At 43.8% G+C, this 17504-nt stretch carries 12 protein-coding genes and 1 pseudogene; 1 reads left to right on the top strand and 12 read right to left on the bottom strand.

Annotated features, from left to right (window positions below; genetic code table 11):
• Positions 1-52 precede the first annotated feature (52 nt).
• The 9 genes from WA1_RS39225 to WA1_RS39185 all read right to left on the bottom strand — a co-directional run bounded on the left by WA1_RS39225 (position 53) and on the right by WA1_RS39185 (position 9609).
• Complete coding sequence (locus tag WA1_RS39225) at positions 53-694, bottom strand: LON peptidase substrate-binding domain-containing protein (protein WP_017746072.1); 642 nt, start codon at positions 692-694, stop codon at positions 53-55.
• Between the two features lie 266 nt (positions 695-960).
• On the bottom strand, positions 961-1278 hold the full coding sequence (gene rpsJ / locus WA1_RS39220) for a 30S ribosomal protein S10 (protein WP_008232935.1): 318 nt from the start codon (positions 1276-1278) through the stop codon (positions 961-963).
• Between the two features lie 168 nt (positions 1279-1446).
• Positions 1447-2676, bottom strand: a complete 1230-nt coding sequence (gene tuf, locus WA1_RS39215) for an elongation factor Tu (RefSeq protein WP_017746071.1) — start codon at positions 2674-2676, stop codon at positions 1447-1449.
• 154 nt (positions 2677-2830) lie between these two features.
• Positions 2831-4909, bottom strand: a complete 2079-nt coding sequence (gene fusA, locus WA1_RS39210; protein WP_017746070.1) for an elongation factor G — start codon at positions 4907-4909, stop codon at positions 2831-2833.
• A 169-nt stretch (positions 4910-5078) separates the two neighbouring features.
• Complete coding sequence (rpsG, locus tag WA1_RS39205) at positions 5079-5549, bottom strand: 30S ribosomal protein S7 (RefSeq protein WP_017746069.1); 471 nt, start codon at positions 5547-5549, stop codon at positions 5079-5081.
• Between the two features lie 192 nt (positions 5550-5741).
• Positions 5742-6119: a 30S ribosomal protein S12 gene (gene rpsL, locus WA1_RS39200; RefSeq protein ID WP_017746068.1), complete on the bottom strand. Its 378-nt coding sequence runs from the start codon at positions 6117-6119 to the stop codon at positions 5742-5744.
• Between the two features lie 187 nt (positions 6120-6306).
• Complete coding sequence (locus tag WA1_RS39195) at positions 6307-6639, bottom strand: HesB/IscA family protein (protein WP_017746067.1); 333 nt, start codon at positions 6637-6639, stop codon at positions 6307-6309.
• Between the two features lie 265 nt (positions 6640-6904).
• Positions 6905-7336: a phosphomannose isomerase type II C-terminal cupin domain gene (locus WA1_RS39190; protein WP_017746066.1), complete on the bottom strand. Its 432-nt coding sequence runs from the start codon at positions 7334-7336 to the stop codon at positions 6905-6907.
• A 284-nt stretch (positions 7337-7620) separates the two neighbouring features.
• A complete protein-coding gene (locus WA1_RS39185; protein WP_017746065.1) occupies positions 7621-9609 on the bottom strand; it encodes a phosphodiester glycosidase family protein in 1989 nt (662 codons plus the stop codon).
• Positions 9610-10519: 910 nt separating this feature from the next.
• Here WA1_RS39185 and WA1_RS39180 point away from each other — a divergent pair.
• Complete coding sequence (locus tag WA1_RS39180) at positions 10520-15226, top strand: glutamate synthase-related protein (RefSeq protein WP_017746064.1); 4707 nt, start codon at positions 10520-10522, stop codon at positions 15224-15226.
• 109 nt (positions 15227-15335) lie between these two features.
• Here WA1_RS39180 and WA1_RS39175 read toward each other — a convergent pair.
• The 3 genes and pseudogenes from WA1_RS39175 to WA1_RS60765 all read right to left on the bottom strand — a co-directional run.
• Positions 15336-15677 (bottom strand): annotated as a pseudogene (locus WA1_RS39175) (pepsin/retropepsin-like aspartic protease family protein); the annotation flags it as partial.
• Positions 15678-15820: 143 nt separating this feature from the next.
• Entirely contained in the window at positions 15821-16834 is a 1014-nt protein-coding gene (locus tag WA1_RS39170) for an acyltransferase family protein (RefSeq protein ID WP_017746062.1), read from the bottom strand.
• A gap of 243 nt (positions 16835-17077) precedes the next feature.
• The coding region (locus tag WA1_RS60765) for a polysaccharide deacetylase family protein (protein WP_272819323.1) at positions 17078-17504 on the bottom strand (427 nt) is incomplete at its 5' end.

Raw genomic sequence — 17504 nt, 5'->3', positions numbered from 1 at the left:
AGTTGTTGGTTGTTTATTATCACCCTAACCACTAACCACTAACCACTAACCATTAATTAAAAGTATCTTTGAGAACAGTACGAGCTGCTAAATGATTGCGCGTGGAAGTTAAAATCTCCGATTCTCTTTCCAAGCGCTCTGCTGTATCTTGAAGCTCTAACAATGCTTGCTGCTCTGCTGCAACACCATAAAGGTTGCTTGCAATCCAGTAAGACAGCTCTATCGGTAAATCTGGCAAATCTTCAGGCAATTCAATGTTTTGGTCTGTCAGTTTAGCTGAAAGCCTAACCACATCTCGCAGCAGATGTTCTACATCAGTGGCTAAAGGTCTTAAGTCTTTTACGGGGGGTTTGTCTTCAATCCACTCTACCAAACCTACCCGGTATGGCTTTTCTCGAATATATTTGAGAAGACGAAACCTCTGTTGCCCTAGACTCAACATCTTCATTCGGTCATCAGGCATACGCTGATAGTGGATGATTTCCGCGCAGCAACCAACATTAGCGATCGTACCTCTTACCGGATCGACCATCAAAACACCGAACCTGCGATCGCTTTCCAAAATCGTGTTCATCATAATTCGGTAGCGAAATTCAAAGATATGCAGGGGCAATGGTCTAGTAGGGAACAAAACTACTTCCGGCAACGGGAACAGAGGTAGTTCGCAAACAGCAATTCTAGAAGTTGATGTCATTGTTTCCTAGGTATAAATTTATTAGTCTTAAATATTTATTTTTCTTTACTTTTCCCCTACTTTCTCATATTCTATCATTTTGACTTTAAAGCAAATAAAAAGCCCTGAAAAAATCTTTCTCAGGGCTTGGTTATTTTTTATACATTGTTAGTAGTTAGTGGTTAGTGGTTGGTGGTTGGTGGTTTTCCACCAGACTTACTGACTTTGTACGGGCGCGGCGGCCTTGCGCCCCTACTAACAACTAACAACTAACAAATAACAAATAACTATAATTTCACTTCAATATCTACACCAGAAGGAAGATCCAGTTTCATCAAAGCATCGATAGTCTTAGAAGAAGGCTGATAAATGTCAATAATTCGGCGATGAGTGCGGGTTTCAAAATGTTCCCGTGAATCTTTATCTACGTGTGGAGAACGCAACACACAGTAGATGCGGCGTTTTGTTGGGAGAGGAATCGGTCCTATAGCTGTCGCATTGGTGCGGTTAGCTGTGTCTACAATCTTCTCGCAAGATGTGTCCAGCAAGCGACGGTCAAAAGCTTGTAAACGAATTCTAATCTTTTGCTGCTGTAGTGTTGCCATTGTTTAATTTTCCAGGTTCTAGAGATTTTGGATTTTAGATTTTGGATTTTGGATTTTAGACTCAATCCAAAGTCCAAAATCTAAAATCTAAAATTTTTTATTGGGCGTGAAAAAAGCAGAGATGTATTATACCATCTCTGCTCCTTTTTTAGTTAAGGTGCAAAGGTACTATTTGAGAATTTTGGAAACAACACCAGCACCGATGGTACGACCACCTTCACGAATAGCGAAGCGCATTCCTTGCTCGATCGCGATCGCGTTGATGAGTTCTACGCTAACTTTGATGCGGTCACCGGGCATTACCATTTCTGCTTCAGTGCCATCATCACTGGTGAAAGCTTTGATGGTGCCGGTTACGTCTGTTGTCCGCACGTAGAATTGAGGACGGTAGCCAGCGAAGAAAGGTGTTTTGCGACCACCTTCTTTTTCTGTCAACACGTACACTTCACCTTCAAATTGGGTGTGTGGAGTGATGGAACCGGGCTTAGCGATTACCATTCCCCGTTCAATATCACCTTTTTGGATACCGCGCAGTAGTATTCCAGCATTATCCCCAGCCATACCTTCTTCAAGACTCTTCTTGAACATCTCGATCCCGGTAACGGTGGTGCTGCGAGTAGGTTTGATACCTACGAGTTCCACGTTATCACCAATTTTCACTTTACCTCGCTCAATCCGCCCGGTAGCTACGGTACCGCGACCTGTGATGGAGAACACGTCTTCTACTGCCATTAAGAAAGGCTTGTCTATATCGCGTTCGGGGGTGGGAATGTAGGCGTCTACAGCATCCATCAGTTTGTAGATTTTATCTACCCAAGGATCTTCACCCCGCTGAGTTTTGGGGTTAGCAGTCATTTTTTCTAGCGCTTGCAAACCAGAGCCGATGACAATTGGAATGTCATCACCAGGGAATTGGTAGCTAGACAGCAGTTCCCGGACTTCTAATTCTACCAGTTCCAGAAGTTCTGCGTCGTCCACCATATCTTCTTTATTCAAGAAAACAACCAGGCTAGGTACACCAACCTGTCTTGCTAGCAAGATGTGTTCGCGGGTTTGAGGCATGGGTCCGTCAGCTGCGGAAACCACCAGAATACCACCATCCATTTGAGCAGCACCAGTGATCATGTTCTTCACATAGTCTGCGTGTCCGGGACAGTCCACGTGAGCATAATGCCGATTTGCGGTTTCATACTCTACGTGAGCGGTGTTGATGGTAATACCCCGTGCCTTTTCTTCTGGCGCAGCATCAATTTCATCGTACTTTCTTGCCTGCGCCTGACCCATAGCCGCTAAGGTCATGGTGATGGCTGCTGTTAAAGTGGTTTTACCATGGTCAACGTGACCAATTGTACCGATGTTGACGTGGGGTTTATTCCGTTCAAACTTTGCGCGTGCCATGAATTGTTTTGTCCTTTGTCAATTGTCCTTTGTCAATTGTCTTTTGTCCTTTGTCAATTGTCTTTTGTCCTTTGTCAATTGCCCTTTGTCCTTTGTCTTTTACGAATGACCAATGACCAATGACCAATGACCAATGACTAATGACTAATGACCGTTAAGCGTTCCCTTTGCTTTTAGCTATGATTGCCTCAGCTACGTTGCGAGGTACTTCTTCATAGTTGCTAAATTCCATTGAGAAGATGCCCCTACCTTGTGTCTTAGACCGGATGTCAGTAGCATAGCCAAACATCTCTGACAATGGTACTTTGGCAGTTACTTTCGCAAGCCCTGCTTCAGATCCCATGCCCTCAATTTGTCCGCGACGGGAATTGAGGTCGCCCATTACATCCCCAAGGAAGGCTTCGGGAACTTCTACCTCAACTTTCATCATAGGCTCTAACAGAATTGGTGAAGCCTTCATGGCTGCTTCTTTCACTGCCATTGAACCAGCAATTTTGAAAGCCATTTCTGAAGAGTCTACTTCGTGGTAAGACCCATCGACCAAGGTTGCCTTGATATCAATGAGTGGGTATCCAGCTAATATGCCGGATTCACAGGTTTCTTTGATACCTGATTCCACAGGCGATATGTACTCTTTAGGTACGGTACCGCCCACAATCTTGGAGACAAATTCAAAACCGCTTCCGGGTTCCCCTGGCTCCAAGTCAATGACAACGTGACCGTACTGACCTTTACCACCACTCTGCCGGATGAATTTACCTTCTACTCTGGTTACGGGTTTGCGAACGGTTTCGCGGTAAGCAACTTGTGGTGCACCAACGTTTGCTTCCACTTTAAATTCGCGTAACATCCGGTCTACCAGAATTTCTAGGTGAAGCTCACCCATCCCTGCAATCACGGTTTGGTTGGTTTCCGGATTCACGCTCACGCGGAAGGTGGGGTCTTCTTCCGAGAGAGATTGCAGAGCCTTGGACAATTTGTCCATGTCATTTTTGGTCTTGGGTTCAACCGCCACCGAGATAACAGGCTCGGGAATGTATAGGGATTCGAGAATAACTAATGCACCCTCGTCACATAATGTGTCACCTGTCAAGGTATCTTTCAATCCCAACGCAGCTCCCAAATCGCCGGCTCTGAGTTCGTCAACGTCCAATCGGTCGTCTGCTTTTAACACCACCAAGCGGGAAATTCGTTCTTTCTTTCCTTTGGTAGCGTTGAGGACGTAACTGCCTTTCTTCAGAACACCAGAATAGACGCGAACGAATGTCAGACGACCGTAGGGGTCTGCCATAATCTTGAAAGCTAGCGCTGACAGGGGTTCGTTATCGTCAGCACGACGTTCAACAGTTTCCCCAGAGGGTACTGTACCTTGAATTGGTGGTACATCACTTGGTGCGGGTAGGTAGTCTACCACTGCATCCAATAGCAGCTGTACGCCTTTGTTTTTGAATGCTGAACCACAAAGCGTTGGCACGATGGTGCCTGCAACTGTGCCTTTCCGCAGTGCTTTGCGAACTTCTTCCTCAGTCAGTTCTTCACCCTCGAAGTACTTGTTCATCAGATCGTCGTCGGTTTCCGCGACTGCTTCAATCAGCTTGCTACGGTATTCTTCTACCTGAGCCGCCATATCTTCGGGGATGGCTGTTTCCTGAATATCGGTTCCCTGGTCATTGGTGTAGATGTATGCGCTCATCTTTACCAAGTCAACGATACCTTTGAACTCGTTTTCACTGCCTATGGGTAACTGAATGGCAATCGCATTTGCCCGCAGGCGATCGCGTATTTGATCGTAAACCTTATAGAAGCTTGCGCCCGTGCGATCCATCTTGTTGATAAACACGATTCGAGGCACTTTGTAACGGTCTGCTTGACGCCATACAGTTTCTGTTTGGGGTTGCACGCCACCTACAGAACATAGCACTGTAATAACACCATCTAGCACCCGCATCGAACGCTCTACTTCTATGGTGAAGTCTACGTGTCCGGGAGTATCAATAATGTTAATTTGATGATTTTTCCAACTGGTACTGATAGCAGCAGCAGTAATAGTAATTCCCCGCTCTCTCTCCTGTTCCATCCAGTCGGTAACAGCGGTTCCTTCGTGAACTTCACCAATCTTATGAATTATCCCAGAGTAAAATAATATCCTCTCTGTTGTTGTGGTTTTGCCCGCATCTATATGCGCCGCAATACCTATGTTGCGTACTTTCTCTAGCGGGTGGTTACGTGCCACAGCTGCCTCCTATAGTTTTCGCCTCATGATATCTTGTATATTACACTTTGTTAAGTTAGTATACTCTTACGGAAAACCGTCTTTTGAAGGATAAAGTATAAAGTATCAAGGATAAAGTAATAACTTAATTCATTGTTTTTATCCTTCATCCTTTATCCTTCATCCTTCTCTAGTAGCGATAGTGTGCAAATGCTTTATTCGCTTCAGCCATGCGGTGCGTTTCTTCCCGCTTGCGAATGGCGTTACCGGTTTCGTTTGCTGCATCCATCAACTCATTTGCCAGTCTACCTGCCATTGTCCGACCGGGTCTAGATCTAGAGAACTGAACCAGCCAACGTAAGGCAAGAGTCGTACCCCGTTCGGAACGGACTTCCATTGGAACTTGATAAGTAGCACCGCCTACACGACGGGCTTTCACCTCTACCAATGGAGTTGCATTTCGCACTGCTCTTTCAAACACTTCTAATGGATCGCCTCCAATCCTTTCCTGAATTGTTTTCATAGCATCATAAACTATGCGTGCGGCTAGCGATTTTTTGCCGTGACGCATAATACGTCTAATCATCATACTGACAAGACGGCTATTGTACACAGAGTCAGAAGGAACTGGACGCCTTTGAATTACACCTCTACGAGACATACTTAGTAACCTTTAGTTTCGTTCTTTCACTAGGGAGTAGGGAGTGGGAAGTGGAGAGTAGGGGGTAGGAGGTAGGGGTTAAAAATCGCTTCATTCCTATTCCCTACTCCCTACTCCCTACTCCCTTCAATACTCTAGTGCCAAGTGCCGAGGAAACCCTGTGTTGCTCAGCACTCAATACTCAGCACTGCTTTATGCTTTCTTAGGACGCTTCGTTCCATACTTAGAACGACCTTGTTTGCGGTCTTTGACTCCGGCTGTATCTAAGGTTCCACGAATGATGTGGTATCTCACGCCTGGTAAGTCCTTAACCCTACCGCCACGAATCATAACCACTGAGTGTTCTTGCAAGTTGTGACCAATTCCTGGAATGTAGGCGGTGACCTCAAATCCAGATGTTAATCTTACCCTTGCTACTTTGCGTAAAGCTGAGTTAGGCTTTTTGGGTGTGGTTGTGTATACTCTGGTACACACACCTCGGCGCTGAGGGCATTCCTTCAGAGCTGGGGACTTGGTTTTCTGACGCGCTTTTTCGCGTTCAGTACGTATAAGTTGCTGTATTGTTGGCATGAGTTACAGCGCGAAAAGCTGCTTTTATTCTAAGTAACAACAAATCCTGATTATAGCTTTTCTTTCGGGTTTTGTGTCAAGTTTTTTTGTCATTTGTCATTCGTGTTTTGTCATTTGCCATTGATTGAGGCAAAGGACAAAAGACAAATGACAAGTTTTGTTTAACTGGGACTCTAAATTACAAGCCCTATTCCTTCGCAGTTGAGAAAGAATTACCACAGCCGCAACTAACGCTTGCTTGAGGGTTTTGGAAGCGAAAGCCTCCGCCCATCAAATCTTCTGAGTAATCTACAGTTAAGCCGTTCACATATTTTTGGCTTTCAGCATCTATAACCACTTGAAGACCATTAGTGGTAACAACGCGATCGCCAAGTTTCGCCGCCTCATCAAAAGACATGTCATAGTACAACCCGGAACAACCACCGGATTTAACTGCTAGGCGAAAAAATATGTGTGACGCCTGCTGCTTTGATTTGAGTCGCTCAATTTCATTAGCAGCTGCTGAACTCAGTTGAATCATCGCGCTCCGCAATGCAATTAAAACTCATGCTACTATATTATATCAAAATTCAGCACATCTTTACTTTATAATATTCACCTGAATGCTGTAAACGTACCAAAAGGACAGGCAAGACCTACTCCACAAAACCATACATGACTTGTGGAATGCAAATTTTAACCTGTCCTTAACCGTTTAAGGTGAACTAAGTATTTGGTTTTGAATTAGAGAGAAAAACTTTCAGCCGTTACGACATAATAGACGGCTCGCGCTTATTGAGTCAGAGCTATTGTTGATTGAGGTCTTGAGTACGGGCGTAGTCGTCTTGGTATCGAACAATATCATCTTCACCTAAATACTCGCCATTTTGGACTTCAATCAATACCAAGGGAATGACGCCAGGATTTTCTAAGCGATGAGCTGTACACTGAGGTACATAAGTAGATTCGTTATTTCTCAGAAGCACTTCGCGATCGCCACAAACGACCTTAGCTGTACCAGAGACAACAATCCAGTGCTCGCTGCGATGGTGATGCATTTGTAAGCTGAGGCGGTGTCCAGGCTTAACTTCAATGCGCTTAATTTTGTATCCGCGTCCTTCTTCGAGCACGGTGAAAGAACCCCAAGGACGAAGTTCTGTAGCAGCAACTCCTCTAGCAGTCACGGCTGCAGGAAGAGTCAATGTGTTAGCTTGTGTTGCCTCGTGAATTTGAACCATAGTTACCTCATTATCTTTTGACAGAACAAACCGTCAGCACCTATAAGAATATTGATGAAAAAAAGGCGATCAATGTTTCAGATCCCTGATGGTGACTGATTCATGCCACTTTGCCAACCATAGCAAATGAACTTTGGAAGTGTAATCAATGATTTCCACAAATCACATCTCTACACGAATTCTTCATTAAATAACGTGGCAACTTATTATAAGCTTTAAAGTTATTTGTCACTGGTCACTGGTCACTGGTCACTGATCACTGGTCACTGGTCACTGGTCACTGGTCACTGGTCACTGTTAAACACCCCAATTCCGTTATGAACGCGAGCTGCGGTATTGGGAGAACGATCCAGGAGTTGACCCCCCAGGTAAAGACTGGTAGAACTACCCCCGTCTAAATTGAGAGCATTAACACACCCCAAAAGCTGCATTAACTGCGCGTGTTCTGCTAAGGTCGGTCCACTACCACCTGCACGATTGTGTACTGCTGCGATCGCTAAATTTCCTGTTGCTGTTGTACAAATCCCACTGCGAACGGCTTTTTCCGCGATGAAAGCATCACTAAATTTTTCTCCCTTGGCATCAAGCACAATCTGGCGGTTCCGCAACAGCAAAGGACCTGCCCCTACTATGTGGGGATAACGGTTAAACTCAGTAGTAGTGGTAGAACTATTAATCTTGATTGTGGAATTCACGGGTAATCGTAAGGCGTTGGCCGTGGCTAACCCACGAAAAGTCAGCAGGTAACCATCTTGGGGAATGGGAACAGCTGTTTCACCTGCTTTACTTAGTGTCAATTGATTGAGAATTTTATTTTGTTGTACGACCAAGATGATTTCATTATCGGTGAGAGGGGTGTAAGTTGCTCCCCATGCAGGGGTGTAACGAGCAATGCCACTCTGAACGTAGCCACTATTTAGATAAAGAATTGGTAACTGTACCTTGTTTGGTGCAATTATGGTTTCTTGTAAAGTGAGGTGATCGATGTAAAACTGTCCGGAATCATTCCAAGCGATCGCGCCCCGATTGAGAATAGGTCCTGACAACCATAAATTATCCCGGCGAAGTGCGCCTAAAGGCAATCGGTTATTACGGTTAAAATAGCCACCATTAATGGCTGCAACTGCTGTTTGCTGTTGTGCGGTTTGAATCAGAGGCGCAGTTCCAACCATCGTATCGGAATTTGTCCAAATTGGTTTCAACTTTATCCCGCTTGTACGGGGGTTAATTTCCAACCATGTGACTGGAAAGCGATTTTGACCTAAATTTAGGTACTGCTGTCGCCATCTCAATCCTGTCGCCCATACAATATTACGCTCTGGCATTGCATCGGGTCGAATTTCTATGCTCAAGCGGTTGGGGTTGGCTAAAGTATTTACCCGAGGAGCAAAACCAAAGGGAACGCTGAGTCTAACTATCGTTTGGTTGTTGGCAACTTCTACTTGTTGAATTAACGAGTCGGGTGTTGGAACTTGCGTCGGTAACGAAGTGCTTTCTTCCCTCCCTCTCTCACTCTCTTCCTCTCTCACTCCTCCCAATAGGTTGGGATCGGCTATCCCTTCTACAGTCACGATCCATTCTCGGTTTGGTGGTGATGCGGGTTTGGGAGTTGCAGCGTCAGAGTCAAGTGGTGAAATTGGAGACTTTGGTATGGGTAATCCCTGTGAAATTTGCCAGGGAGTTGGACGATTTAAATTTATAATGATGGTACCACCATTAGTTTGCCTACCCTGACCAATATTAACTACTTTCGCACTTGGCGTAGAAATTACCAGAGTGTTACCATTCGCTTGGATCTGCCATCCGGTAGTATGAGCAAAGTTTGTTATGTCTAGATACCGATATCCTGTGGCGATCGAACTGGTTAAAACGACAGGGTTTGTGGATGAAGAAAACCACTGTATCGGTTGTTTGGTTGGGTTGTTATTATTTAATAAATCGACTCCCAGTAATTGCTCAATAGCCCCATCACTAAGATGAGTGTTAATTTTCCCAGTTCGAGACTTTTGTTGCAACCAAGCCCCAGGTAAAATGCGACCGTTGAGAGCAACTCGATCGCCATAGGACACCACTCCCGGTAATGCAGGAGCTAAAGGTTTTGGAGTTGGTGCGTTTGATGTTGAAGGTTGCGCTTTCGCACTATTATATATACTTACCAGGCAAAGTAGAGTTGAAAGTACTGACGGTATGACAACCTTAAGAAAACGATGACTACTTTTATTGACTGCAAAACGGCTATTTCGTGTTAGGAAATAACTCAGTATTATTACCATGGCTTTTGACGTATTTAGGAAAACATATTTCGGTAATTTACTCATGGGAACATCAAAAAATGATGACAAGAGTTTTGTGACGATTTGAATGTGATATTGTATATATGGGCTTTTTATCTCTGAAAACAAGATTTTGTTTAAATAATGCGATTGTAGGCAACCCCATGCCTTTAGGCAAGGGGCTTCGACTAGACTCGTTCTAGTTGGAGCCAAGCTTACCAGACTATCAGTGACAAGAGTGCTATGCAATTTTTAATAATCGCAGGTGTATTGGATTGCTGTAAAAAGGATGAAGTATAAAGTATGAAGGATAAAGTTTACCTCACGGATGAAGTGGAGCATGGGATACGGACACTTCGCGTTAAATATTTTTTTCGCAGATAAGTTTAGAGGTTTGTATCCATTCAACAGATGAAGTTTTTATCCTTATATTCTTATCAGAAGTCAAGCAAGTGGCAATACAAGTGGCGAAGAAGAACAGGTAAAAAGTCAGAACACACAAGAGATATGTAGGATAGGAATTGTCAAATGGGCATATAGTGTAATACGCTGATTTTGTTGCTAAATCCGAATAACATCCCGTTAAGAGTCGTGAGATCGTATTTCACAACTGTTTCGGGTACGCCGCGCTTATTGAGTTAACAGAAGATTGTCCAAGAACTAGCCAACTCATCTAGTGAGCGTACTTAAGTAAAAACCTATAGTTCGGAAGTAGTTTAATTCACTCAGGATAAACACATAAAAAATACCGAAGTAATTTTAACATGGGTCAAACAAAAATAAAAGCCCGAAGTTAAAATTTTTTTTCCCTAAAAATCAGTCACTCTGTATTAGACATCTTGGAATTTAGAAATTTTCCTAACAAGAAGTAGCAAAATTCATAACTCACGTTGTCAGGGATAACAAAAGGATGAATCAACAACAAAACATGACACATTCTGATATTACCGACGGGTACACCTATCCAGGTCAAAGATGGTTAGTGGAAGAGCGGGATGCTTGTGGTGTGGGTTTTATTGCCCATCGCCAAAATCAAGCTAGCCATGAAGTCGTAGAAAAAGCTTTGGGTGCTTTAAGTTGTTTGGAACATAGGGGTGGTTGTAGTGCAGACCAAGATTCGGGTGATGGTGCAGGAATATTGACCGCTCTGCCTTGGGAATTGTTCCAACAAGATCTAGCTGCATGGGGGAAACAAGGTTTTTCTACAGGTAATATGGCTGTGGGAATGATATTTTTACCTCAAGATGAGGAAACAGCGCAAAAAGCTAGGGCGCTTGTCGAGCAAGTGGCGATTGAGGAGAAATTAATTGTATTGGGCTGGCGAGTGGTTCCAGTACAACCTGAATTATTGGGGATACAAGCAAGAGAAAATCAACCCCAGATCGAACAACTTTTTGTAGCATCAGAAGAGAAAAGAGGTGATGAATTAGAGCGATCGCTTTACATCATACGTCGCCGAATTCATAAAGCCGTTCGCCAAAATGACAACCCGTGGTCAGACGACTTTTACATCTGCTCGCTTTCTAGCCGAACCATCATTTATAAGGGTATGGTACGTTCGGCAGTGTTGGGGGCTTTTTATCAAGATTTAAAAAACCCATCATACACAAGCCCGTTTGTTGTCTATCACCGCCGCTTTAGTACCAATACTATGCCCAAGTGGCCCCTAGCTCAACCCATGCGGCTTTTGGGTCACAATGGAGAAATCAACACTCTGTTAGGGAATATTAACTGGATGGTGGCTAGAGAAGCAATCTTAAATCACCCAGTTTGGGGCGTTCGGATTAATGAACTAAAGCCATTCGTCAATATTGACAGCAGTGACTCAGCAAATTTAGACAACGTGTTTGAGTTGCTAGTGCATTCCGGACGCAGCCCCTTAGAAGCCATCATGATTATGGTTCCAGAGGCTTACCAAAATCAACCAGAATTAGGAACCTATCCTGAGATAGTTGACTTTTACGAATACTATAGTGGCTTGCAAGAAGCTTGGGACGGCCCCGCACTGTTGGTGTTTAGCGATGGGCGGAAAGTTGGAGCAACACTTGACCGCAATGGCTTAAGACCAGCGCGTTACTGCATTACCAAGGATGACTACATCGTAGTTGCTTCAGAAGCAGGTGTGGTCAGCTTTGCCGAATCTGACATTATTGAGAAAGGGAGACTCGGACCGGGGCAAATGATTGCTGTAGATTTAGAAAGCCACGAAGTCCTGAAAAACTGGGAAATTAAGCAGCGCATAGCCAAGCAGCATCCCTATGGGGAATGGTTGCGCCAGTATCGTCAGAAATTGGGCAATGGGCAATGGGCAATGGGCAATGGGAATGGAGCTTCATCCAGTTCCCAATCCAAAATCCAAAATCCAAAATCCAAAATCCAAAATCCCCCAGATAAACAAACTCTCCTCCAGCAACAAACAGCTTTTGGCTACACCACAGAAGATGTGGACATGGTGATTCAGCCAATGGCAATAGATGGTAAGGAAGCAACTTTCTGTATGGGGGATGATATTCCTCTGGCAATATTGTCAGGAAAACCCCACTTGCTGTATGACTATTTCAAACAGCGCTTTGCTCAGGTGACGAATCCAGCGATCGATCCCCTACGGGAAAGTCTGGTGATGTCTCTGAAAGCAGAATTGGGAGAACGGGGCAATTTATTAGATCCAAAGCCAGAATATGCCCGCAGACTGATGCTAGATTCACCAGTTCTGCAAGAAGCAGAATTAGAGGCTATCAAACTGTCGGGATTTGCAACAGATGAATTATCAACCCTGTTTGAAATTGACAAAGGTCCCTCTGGGTTGCAAGCCGCAGTCAAAACTCTACAAGCACAGGCTGCTGAGTCGGTGCGAGCAGGTGCGAAAATTTTGATATTGAGCGATCGCCCTCAAGCAGAGAATGCACTGGGAATTGGGACTGAGTACACCTACATTCCTCCTTTGCTGGCAATAGGTGCAGTCCACCACCACCTGATCCGCGAAGGGCTGCGGATGAAAACGTCTCTGATTGTCAATACCGCCCAATGCTGGAGTACCCATCACTTCGCCTGCTTAATTGGTTACGGTGCTGCAGCAGTTTGTCCATACATGGCTTTGGACACGGTACGTAATTGGTGGTTTGACCCCAAAACTCAACAGTTTATGGAACGGGGAAAAATTACTGCCATGAGTTTGGAGCAAGCTCTTGCTAACTACCGTAAAGCAATAGAAAGCGGGTTGTTAAAGATTCTCTCGAAAATGGGAATTTCTTTGCTCTCCAGTTACCAAGGCGCACAAATCTTTGAAGCAATTGGGATCGGTCAAGATTTACTAGAACTCGGATTTTATGGAACAGCTTCTCGTGTGGGGGGCTTGAGTGTTAGCGAACTAGCACAAGAAGTTTTAACGTTCCACTGTAAGGCTTTTCCAGAACTGATAACCAAGAAGTTAGAAAACCTTGGCTTTGTCAACTACCGTCCTGGTGGTGAGTACCACATGAACAGCCCGGAACTGGCAAAAGCGCTGCACAAAGCAGTAGATGGGAAGAAATACGACCACTACGAAGTTTACAAGAAGTACTTGCAAGGAAGAACGCTAACGGCTTTGCGTGACTTGCTGGATTTCCAAAGCGATCGCTCTCCCATTTCTATCGAAGAAGTAGAGCCAGCGAGCGAAATTTTCAAGCGCTTTTGTACTGGTGGAATGTCCTTAGGAGCACTGTCACGAGAAGCACACGAAACTCTGGCGATCGCCATGAACCGCATTGGCGGTAAATCCAACTCTGGGGAAGGTGGGGAAGATCCAGTCAGATACAAAATCTTGGATGATGTGGATAGTTCTGGTGACTCACTTACCCTACCCCATTTGAAAGGGCTGCGGAACGGAGACAGAGCTTCTAGTGCCATCAAGCAAGTTGCTTCGGGACGCTTTGGTGTGACGCCAGAGTATTTGGTAAGCGCCAAACAAATTGAAATTAAAATCGCTCAAGGTGCAAAACCAGGTGAAGGCGGACAACTTCCTGGGAAAAAGGTTAGCCCTTACATTGCCATGTTGCGGCGTTCCAAACCGGGCGTGACGCTAATTTCACCACCACCGCACCACGATATCTATTCTATTGAGGACTTGGCGCAACTCATTTTTGACTTGCATCAAATCAATCCTAGAGCTCAAGTTTCGGTGAAGTTGGTTGCAGAAGTCGGTATCGGTACCATTGCTGCAGGGGTGGCGAAGGCAAATGCTGATATTATTCAGATTTCCGGACACGATGGCGGTACGGGCGCGTCACCACTGAGTTCTATTAAACACGCAGGTTCACCGTGGGAATTAGGTTTAACGGAAGTGCATCGCGTGTTGATGGAAAATAGCTTGCGCGATCGCGTAGTTTTACGTGTTGACGGCGGGCTGAAGACAGGTTGGGACGTGCTGATGGGCGCTTTGATGGGAGCCGAAGAATTTGGTTTTGGTTCCATTGCTATGATTGCTGAGGGCTGCATTATGGCAAGAATCTGCCATACTAATAATTGCCCTGTGGGTGTTGCGTCTCAGAAAGAGGAACTGCGGAAACGCTTCCCCGGTACGCCAGAACACGTTGTGAATTTCTTCTACTTTATTGCAGAGGAAGTTCGCAGTCTGTTAGCGAAACTTGGCTATCGTTCCTTGTTAGATGTTGTTGGACGCGCCGATCTGTTGAGAGTGCGTGAGGGCGTACACACCACCAAGACACAAACGCTGAACCTCAATTGCTTGCTTCGGTTACCCGACTCACGGGAAAATCGCAATTGGCTGGTACATGAAGAAGTTCACAGCAATGGTGTTGTTTTGGATGACCAATTGTTGGGCGATCCGGATATTCAAGCCGCCATTCAAAACCAGTCTACTGTCAGCAAAACAATGGCGATCGTGAATACTGACAGAACAGTTGGTGCGCGGTTAGCGGGTGCGATCGCTTCTCAGTACGGTGATAGTGGTTTTGAAGGACAAATCAACCTCAACTTTAAAGGAAGTGTTGGGCAAAGTTTTGGTGCTTTCAATCTTCCCGGTATGGCTCTGACTTTGGAGGGAGAGGCTAATGACTACGTTGGGAAGGGGATGAATGGTGGTGAGATAATTATTAAACCACCAGTGGAAGCGACCTATAACCCAGCACAAAACGTGATTATTGGCAATACCTGTCTTTACGGTGCAACTGGCGGATTTCTGTTTGCAAACGGTTTAGCTGGAGAACGTTTTGCTGTCAGGAATTCCAAAGCAACAGCAGTTATTGAAGGCGCAGGAGATCATTGCTGCGAATACATGACTGGTGGTTTTGTTGTAGTGCTTGGAAAAGTAGGACGTAATGTAGGGGCTGGTATGACTGGTGGGTTGGCTTACTTCTTGGATGAAGATGGTATGTTCCCTGAGTTAGTTAACCGAGAAATTGTGAAACTTCAGAGGGTTATGACTCTTGAGGGTGAGAAACAATTGCAAGAGTTAATTAAAGCGCATGTGGAACGCACTGGTTCGCGAAAAGCAAAGATGATTCTGGAGAATTGGCAAGAGTTTTTGCCTCAGTTCTGGCAATTAGTTCCACCTTCTGAGGCTGATAGCCCGGAGGCTAATTCTCAATCCGCAACTGAAAAGCAGCTCAGTTCTGTGTAGGTAGGGCGAAAGCCCACCATAAATGACAAACCCGGTTTTTTAGAAAAACCGGGTTTTTTTAACCGCAGATGAACGCGAATGGACGCTGATAGTTAAGGAATACCATAATTTAAATGTTAGGTCGTAGACTTGGACGCAACTCGAAAGCAAGGTCAGCACGATAGAAACACACATTAAACTCCGCAAAAAAATTCATGTGACCCAGAATTAATGGAGCTTCTCTAGATTGTGTCCAAGCAAACGCAAGTAAAACTGAGGGAAACTCGGCAACTGTCGCTGACAGTACCAAGCCTCGCGCCTCCATCTGAGCTAAATTACCGCTCAACTGGATTGGAACTGTCTGCTCTTTCCAAACTGCCCCCAGTTGCAAACCGATCTCGTAAGGTAATACATTAACACTTGCGCCTGTATCTAGCAGAGCCATAGCCTCTACAGACCGATTTCTGTAGGTCGCACGCCACTTGCTTCAACTGGTAGTAACCAGAGCACGGCGCTGCTCTGGGCAACTCACTGCTCTCCACTCCACAAGATGTGAGATGTCATCAGTTTGTACCTTACCCAATTGAAATTCGCTATAAATAATAGACCGAAAACCTAAGTAACAAACTGCTTAAAAGAAGTCGATTTTAACAGATAAATTGAGAGGGAAGTCAAGAATACCACAAAAACACTTTCTACCAGGAAAATTATGTTTAAAGGTATTCCAAAGATACCTATCGTCATAGCTATCTTATACTTTTGAAGTAATAACACGAATAAGTATTGCCAGTACTTGTGTATTGCAAATAGACCAAGGGAGTACTTAGCTAATTTTTCTACTAACAAACTTTTTTGATTGTTTTGGGTTGAATAAACATAACAAAAAATAGTCAAAGCTCCAAAAACAATAGAGACTCTACCATAAATACTTGGAATGTGGTTATATATACGCAAGTAAATATCATGAAGAGAAAACAGTACGTATGCGATTAAATAGCAACTTTTAAACTTTAAAAATTTTTCGGGATTATTTACTAAAGAAAAAGCAATAGGAATATAAATGAGGAAATTTATTAACCAATGGTAAGGAAGATTGGAATTGAAGAAGTAAAGTGCTTCAAAATAAAATAAAGAAAACCCTACAAGTATAACCGATACAATCTGTTTTAATTTTTTTGATTGTATTTGGTAGAAAAAAGCCAGGATTGACAAAATAATTAAATTAAACAAGAAATAGAAAACAGAATCCCCAACTAATGGTAAGCTTGGCTGTAAACCTGTAATAATATCCCAAGACCAAGTAGGAAATTCTTTCGTAGCTATAATATAAAAAATATTTTGGAAAATCGACCAAGCTAAATATATTTTTATCAATCTAATAAGTCTCTTTTTTAAATATTTCAACTCTGGTTTCTGAAAAAACAGATAAAGAGAAATGATATAAAATAAAGGAACTGCTATTAAACATAATTGTAATTGTAAATCTATAAAAATTCTTGCAAGAACAACTAAAAGTGTATGAGATTTGCTATCTATAATAAATTTAATAGGTTGCAAATGCCATATCAAAACAAAAATAATACTTAATGCTTTTAATATGTCTACACTATTATTTCTTTCTACTTTCATAAATTTTTATGTCTCAACAGAAGTTTTAGGGCGATGACTATATAATTCCCTAAAATTCTGTAAAAGTCACATGAGTTGAACAACCTAAACCTCCCTTCAGGAATCATAACCAAACTCCTGCATATACCCACTCCTCATCAAAACTACCTCAAATCCTCTTATGGAAGGCGGAGCCTTCCTAAAGGTATTCCCAAGCTGAGCCTGGGAACGAGGGTGATTCGGTCACTTGTCACTGGTCACTGGTCACTGTTTCTTTTTAACTGCTGCCAAGGTATTCTTTTTAGCTGCTGCCAATTTAATGCCATTATCTTCCATTTCTAGAAGTTCTGGAACAGTTACAAAACGATAGCCCTGTTTTTGAAAATTACTAATAATTTGCGGTAATGCTTGGATGGTTTTCGTGCGATTTCCACCACCATCATGCATCAGCACAATTCCACCTGGTTCGGAATCTCTCATCACATTCCTAACCAGCCTGGGTACAGCAGGACGGCTGTAATCGATGGAGTCAGCAGACCACATAACTACTGTGTGTTTTTGATTTTTAGCATAATTTACCAAGCCGTTATGCATCATTCCGCCTGGTGGTCTGAATAAAGTTGTTTTTACACCTGTAGTTTTATAAATTAGGTCTGATGTCGTTTCAATTTCAAAGGCTGCGGCTTTTTTT

Source organism: Scytonema hofmannii PCC 7110 (assembly GCF_000346485.2).
GTDB lineage: Bacteria > Cyanobacteriota > Cyanobacteriia > Cyanobacteriales > Nostocaceae > Scytonema > Scytonema hofmannii.
The sequence above is the reverse complement of the archived record's forward strand: the minus strand, read 5'-3'. Positions and strand labels throughout refer to the sequence as shown.

Coding starts and splice junctions, on each gene's coding strand:
- WA1_RS39225 (WP_017746072.1), bottom strand. CDS start 694: ATGACATCAACTTCTAGAATTGCTGTTTGCGAACTACCTCTGTTCCCG.
- rpsJ (WP_008232935.1), bottom strand. CDS start 1,278: ATGGCAACACTACAGCAGCAAAAGATTAGAATTCGTTTACAAGCTTTT.
- tuf (WP_017746071.1), bottom strand. CDS start 2,676: ATGGCACGCGCAAAGTTTGAACGGAATAAACCCCACGTCAACATCGGT.
- rpsG (WP_017746069.1), bottom strand. CDS start 5,549: ATGTCTCGTAGAGGTGTAATTCAAAGGCGTCCAGTTCCTTCTGACTCT.
- rpsL (WP_017746068.1), bottom strand. CDS start 6,119: ATGCCAACAATACAGCAACTTATACGTACTGAACGCGAAAAAGCGCGT.
- WA1_RS39195 (WP_017746067.1), bottom strand. CDS start 6,639: ATGATTCAACTGAGTTCAGCAGCTGCTAATGAAATTGAGCGACTCAAA.
- WA1_RS39190 (WP_017746066.1), bottom strand. CDS start 7,336: ATGGTTCAAATTCACGAGGCAACACAAGCTAACACATTGACTCTTCCT.
- WA1_RS39185 (WP_017746065.1), bottom strand. CDS start 9,609: ATGGTAATAATACTGAGTTATTTCCTAACACGAAATAGCCGTTTTGCA.
- WA1_RS39180 (WP_017746064.1), top strand. CDS start 10,520: ATGAATCAACAACAAAACATGACACATTCTGATATTACCGACGGGTAC.
- WA1_RS39170 (WP_017746062.1), bottom strand. CDS start 16,834: ATGAAAGTAGAAAGAAATAATAGTGTAGACATATTAAAAGCATTAAGT.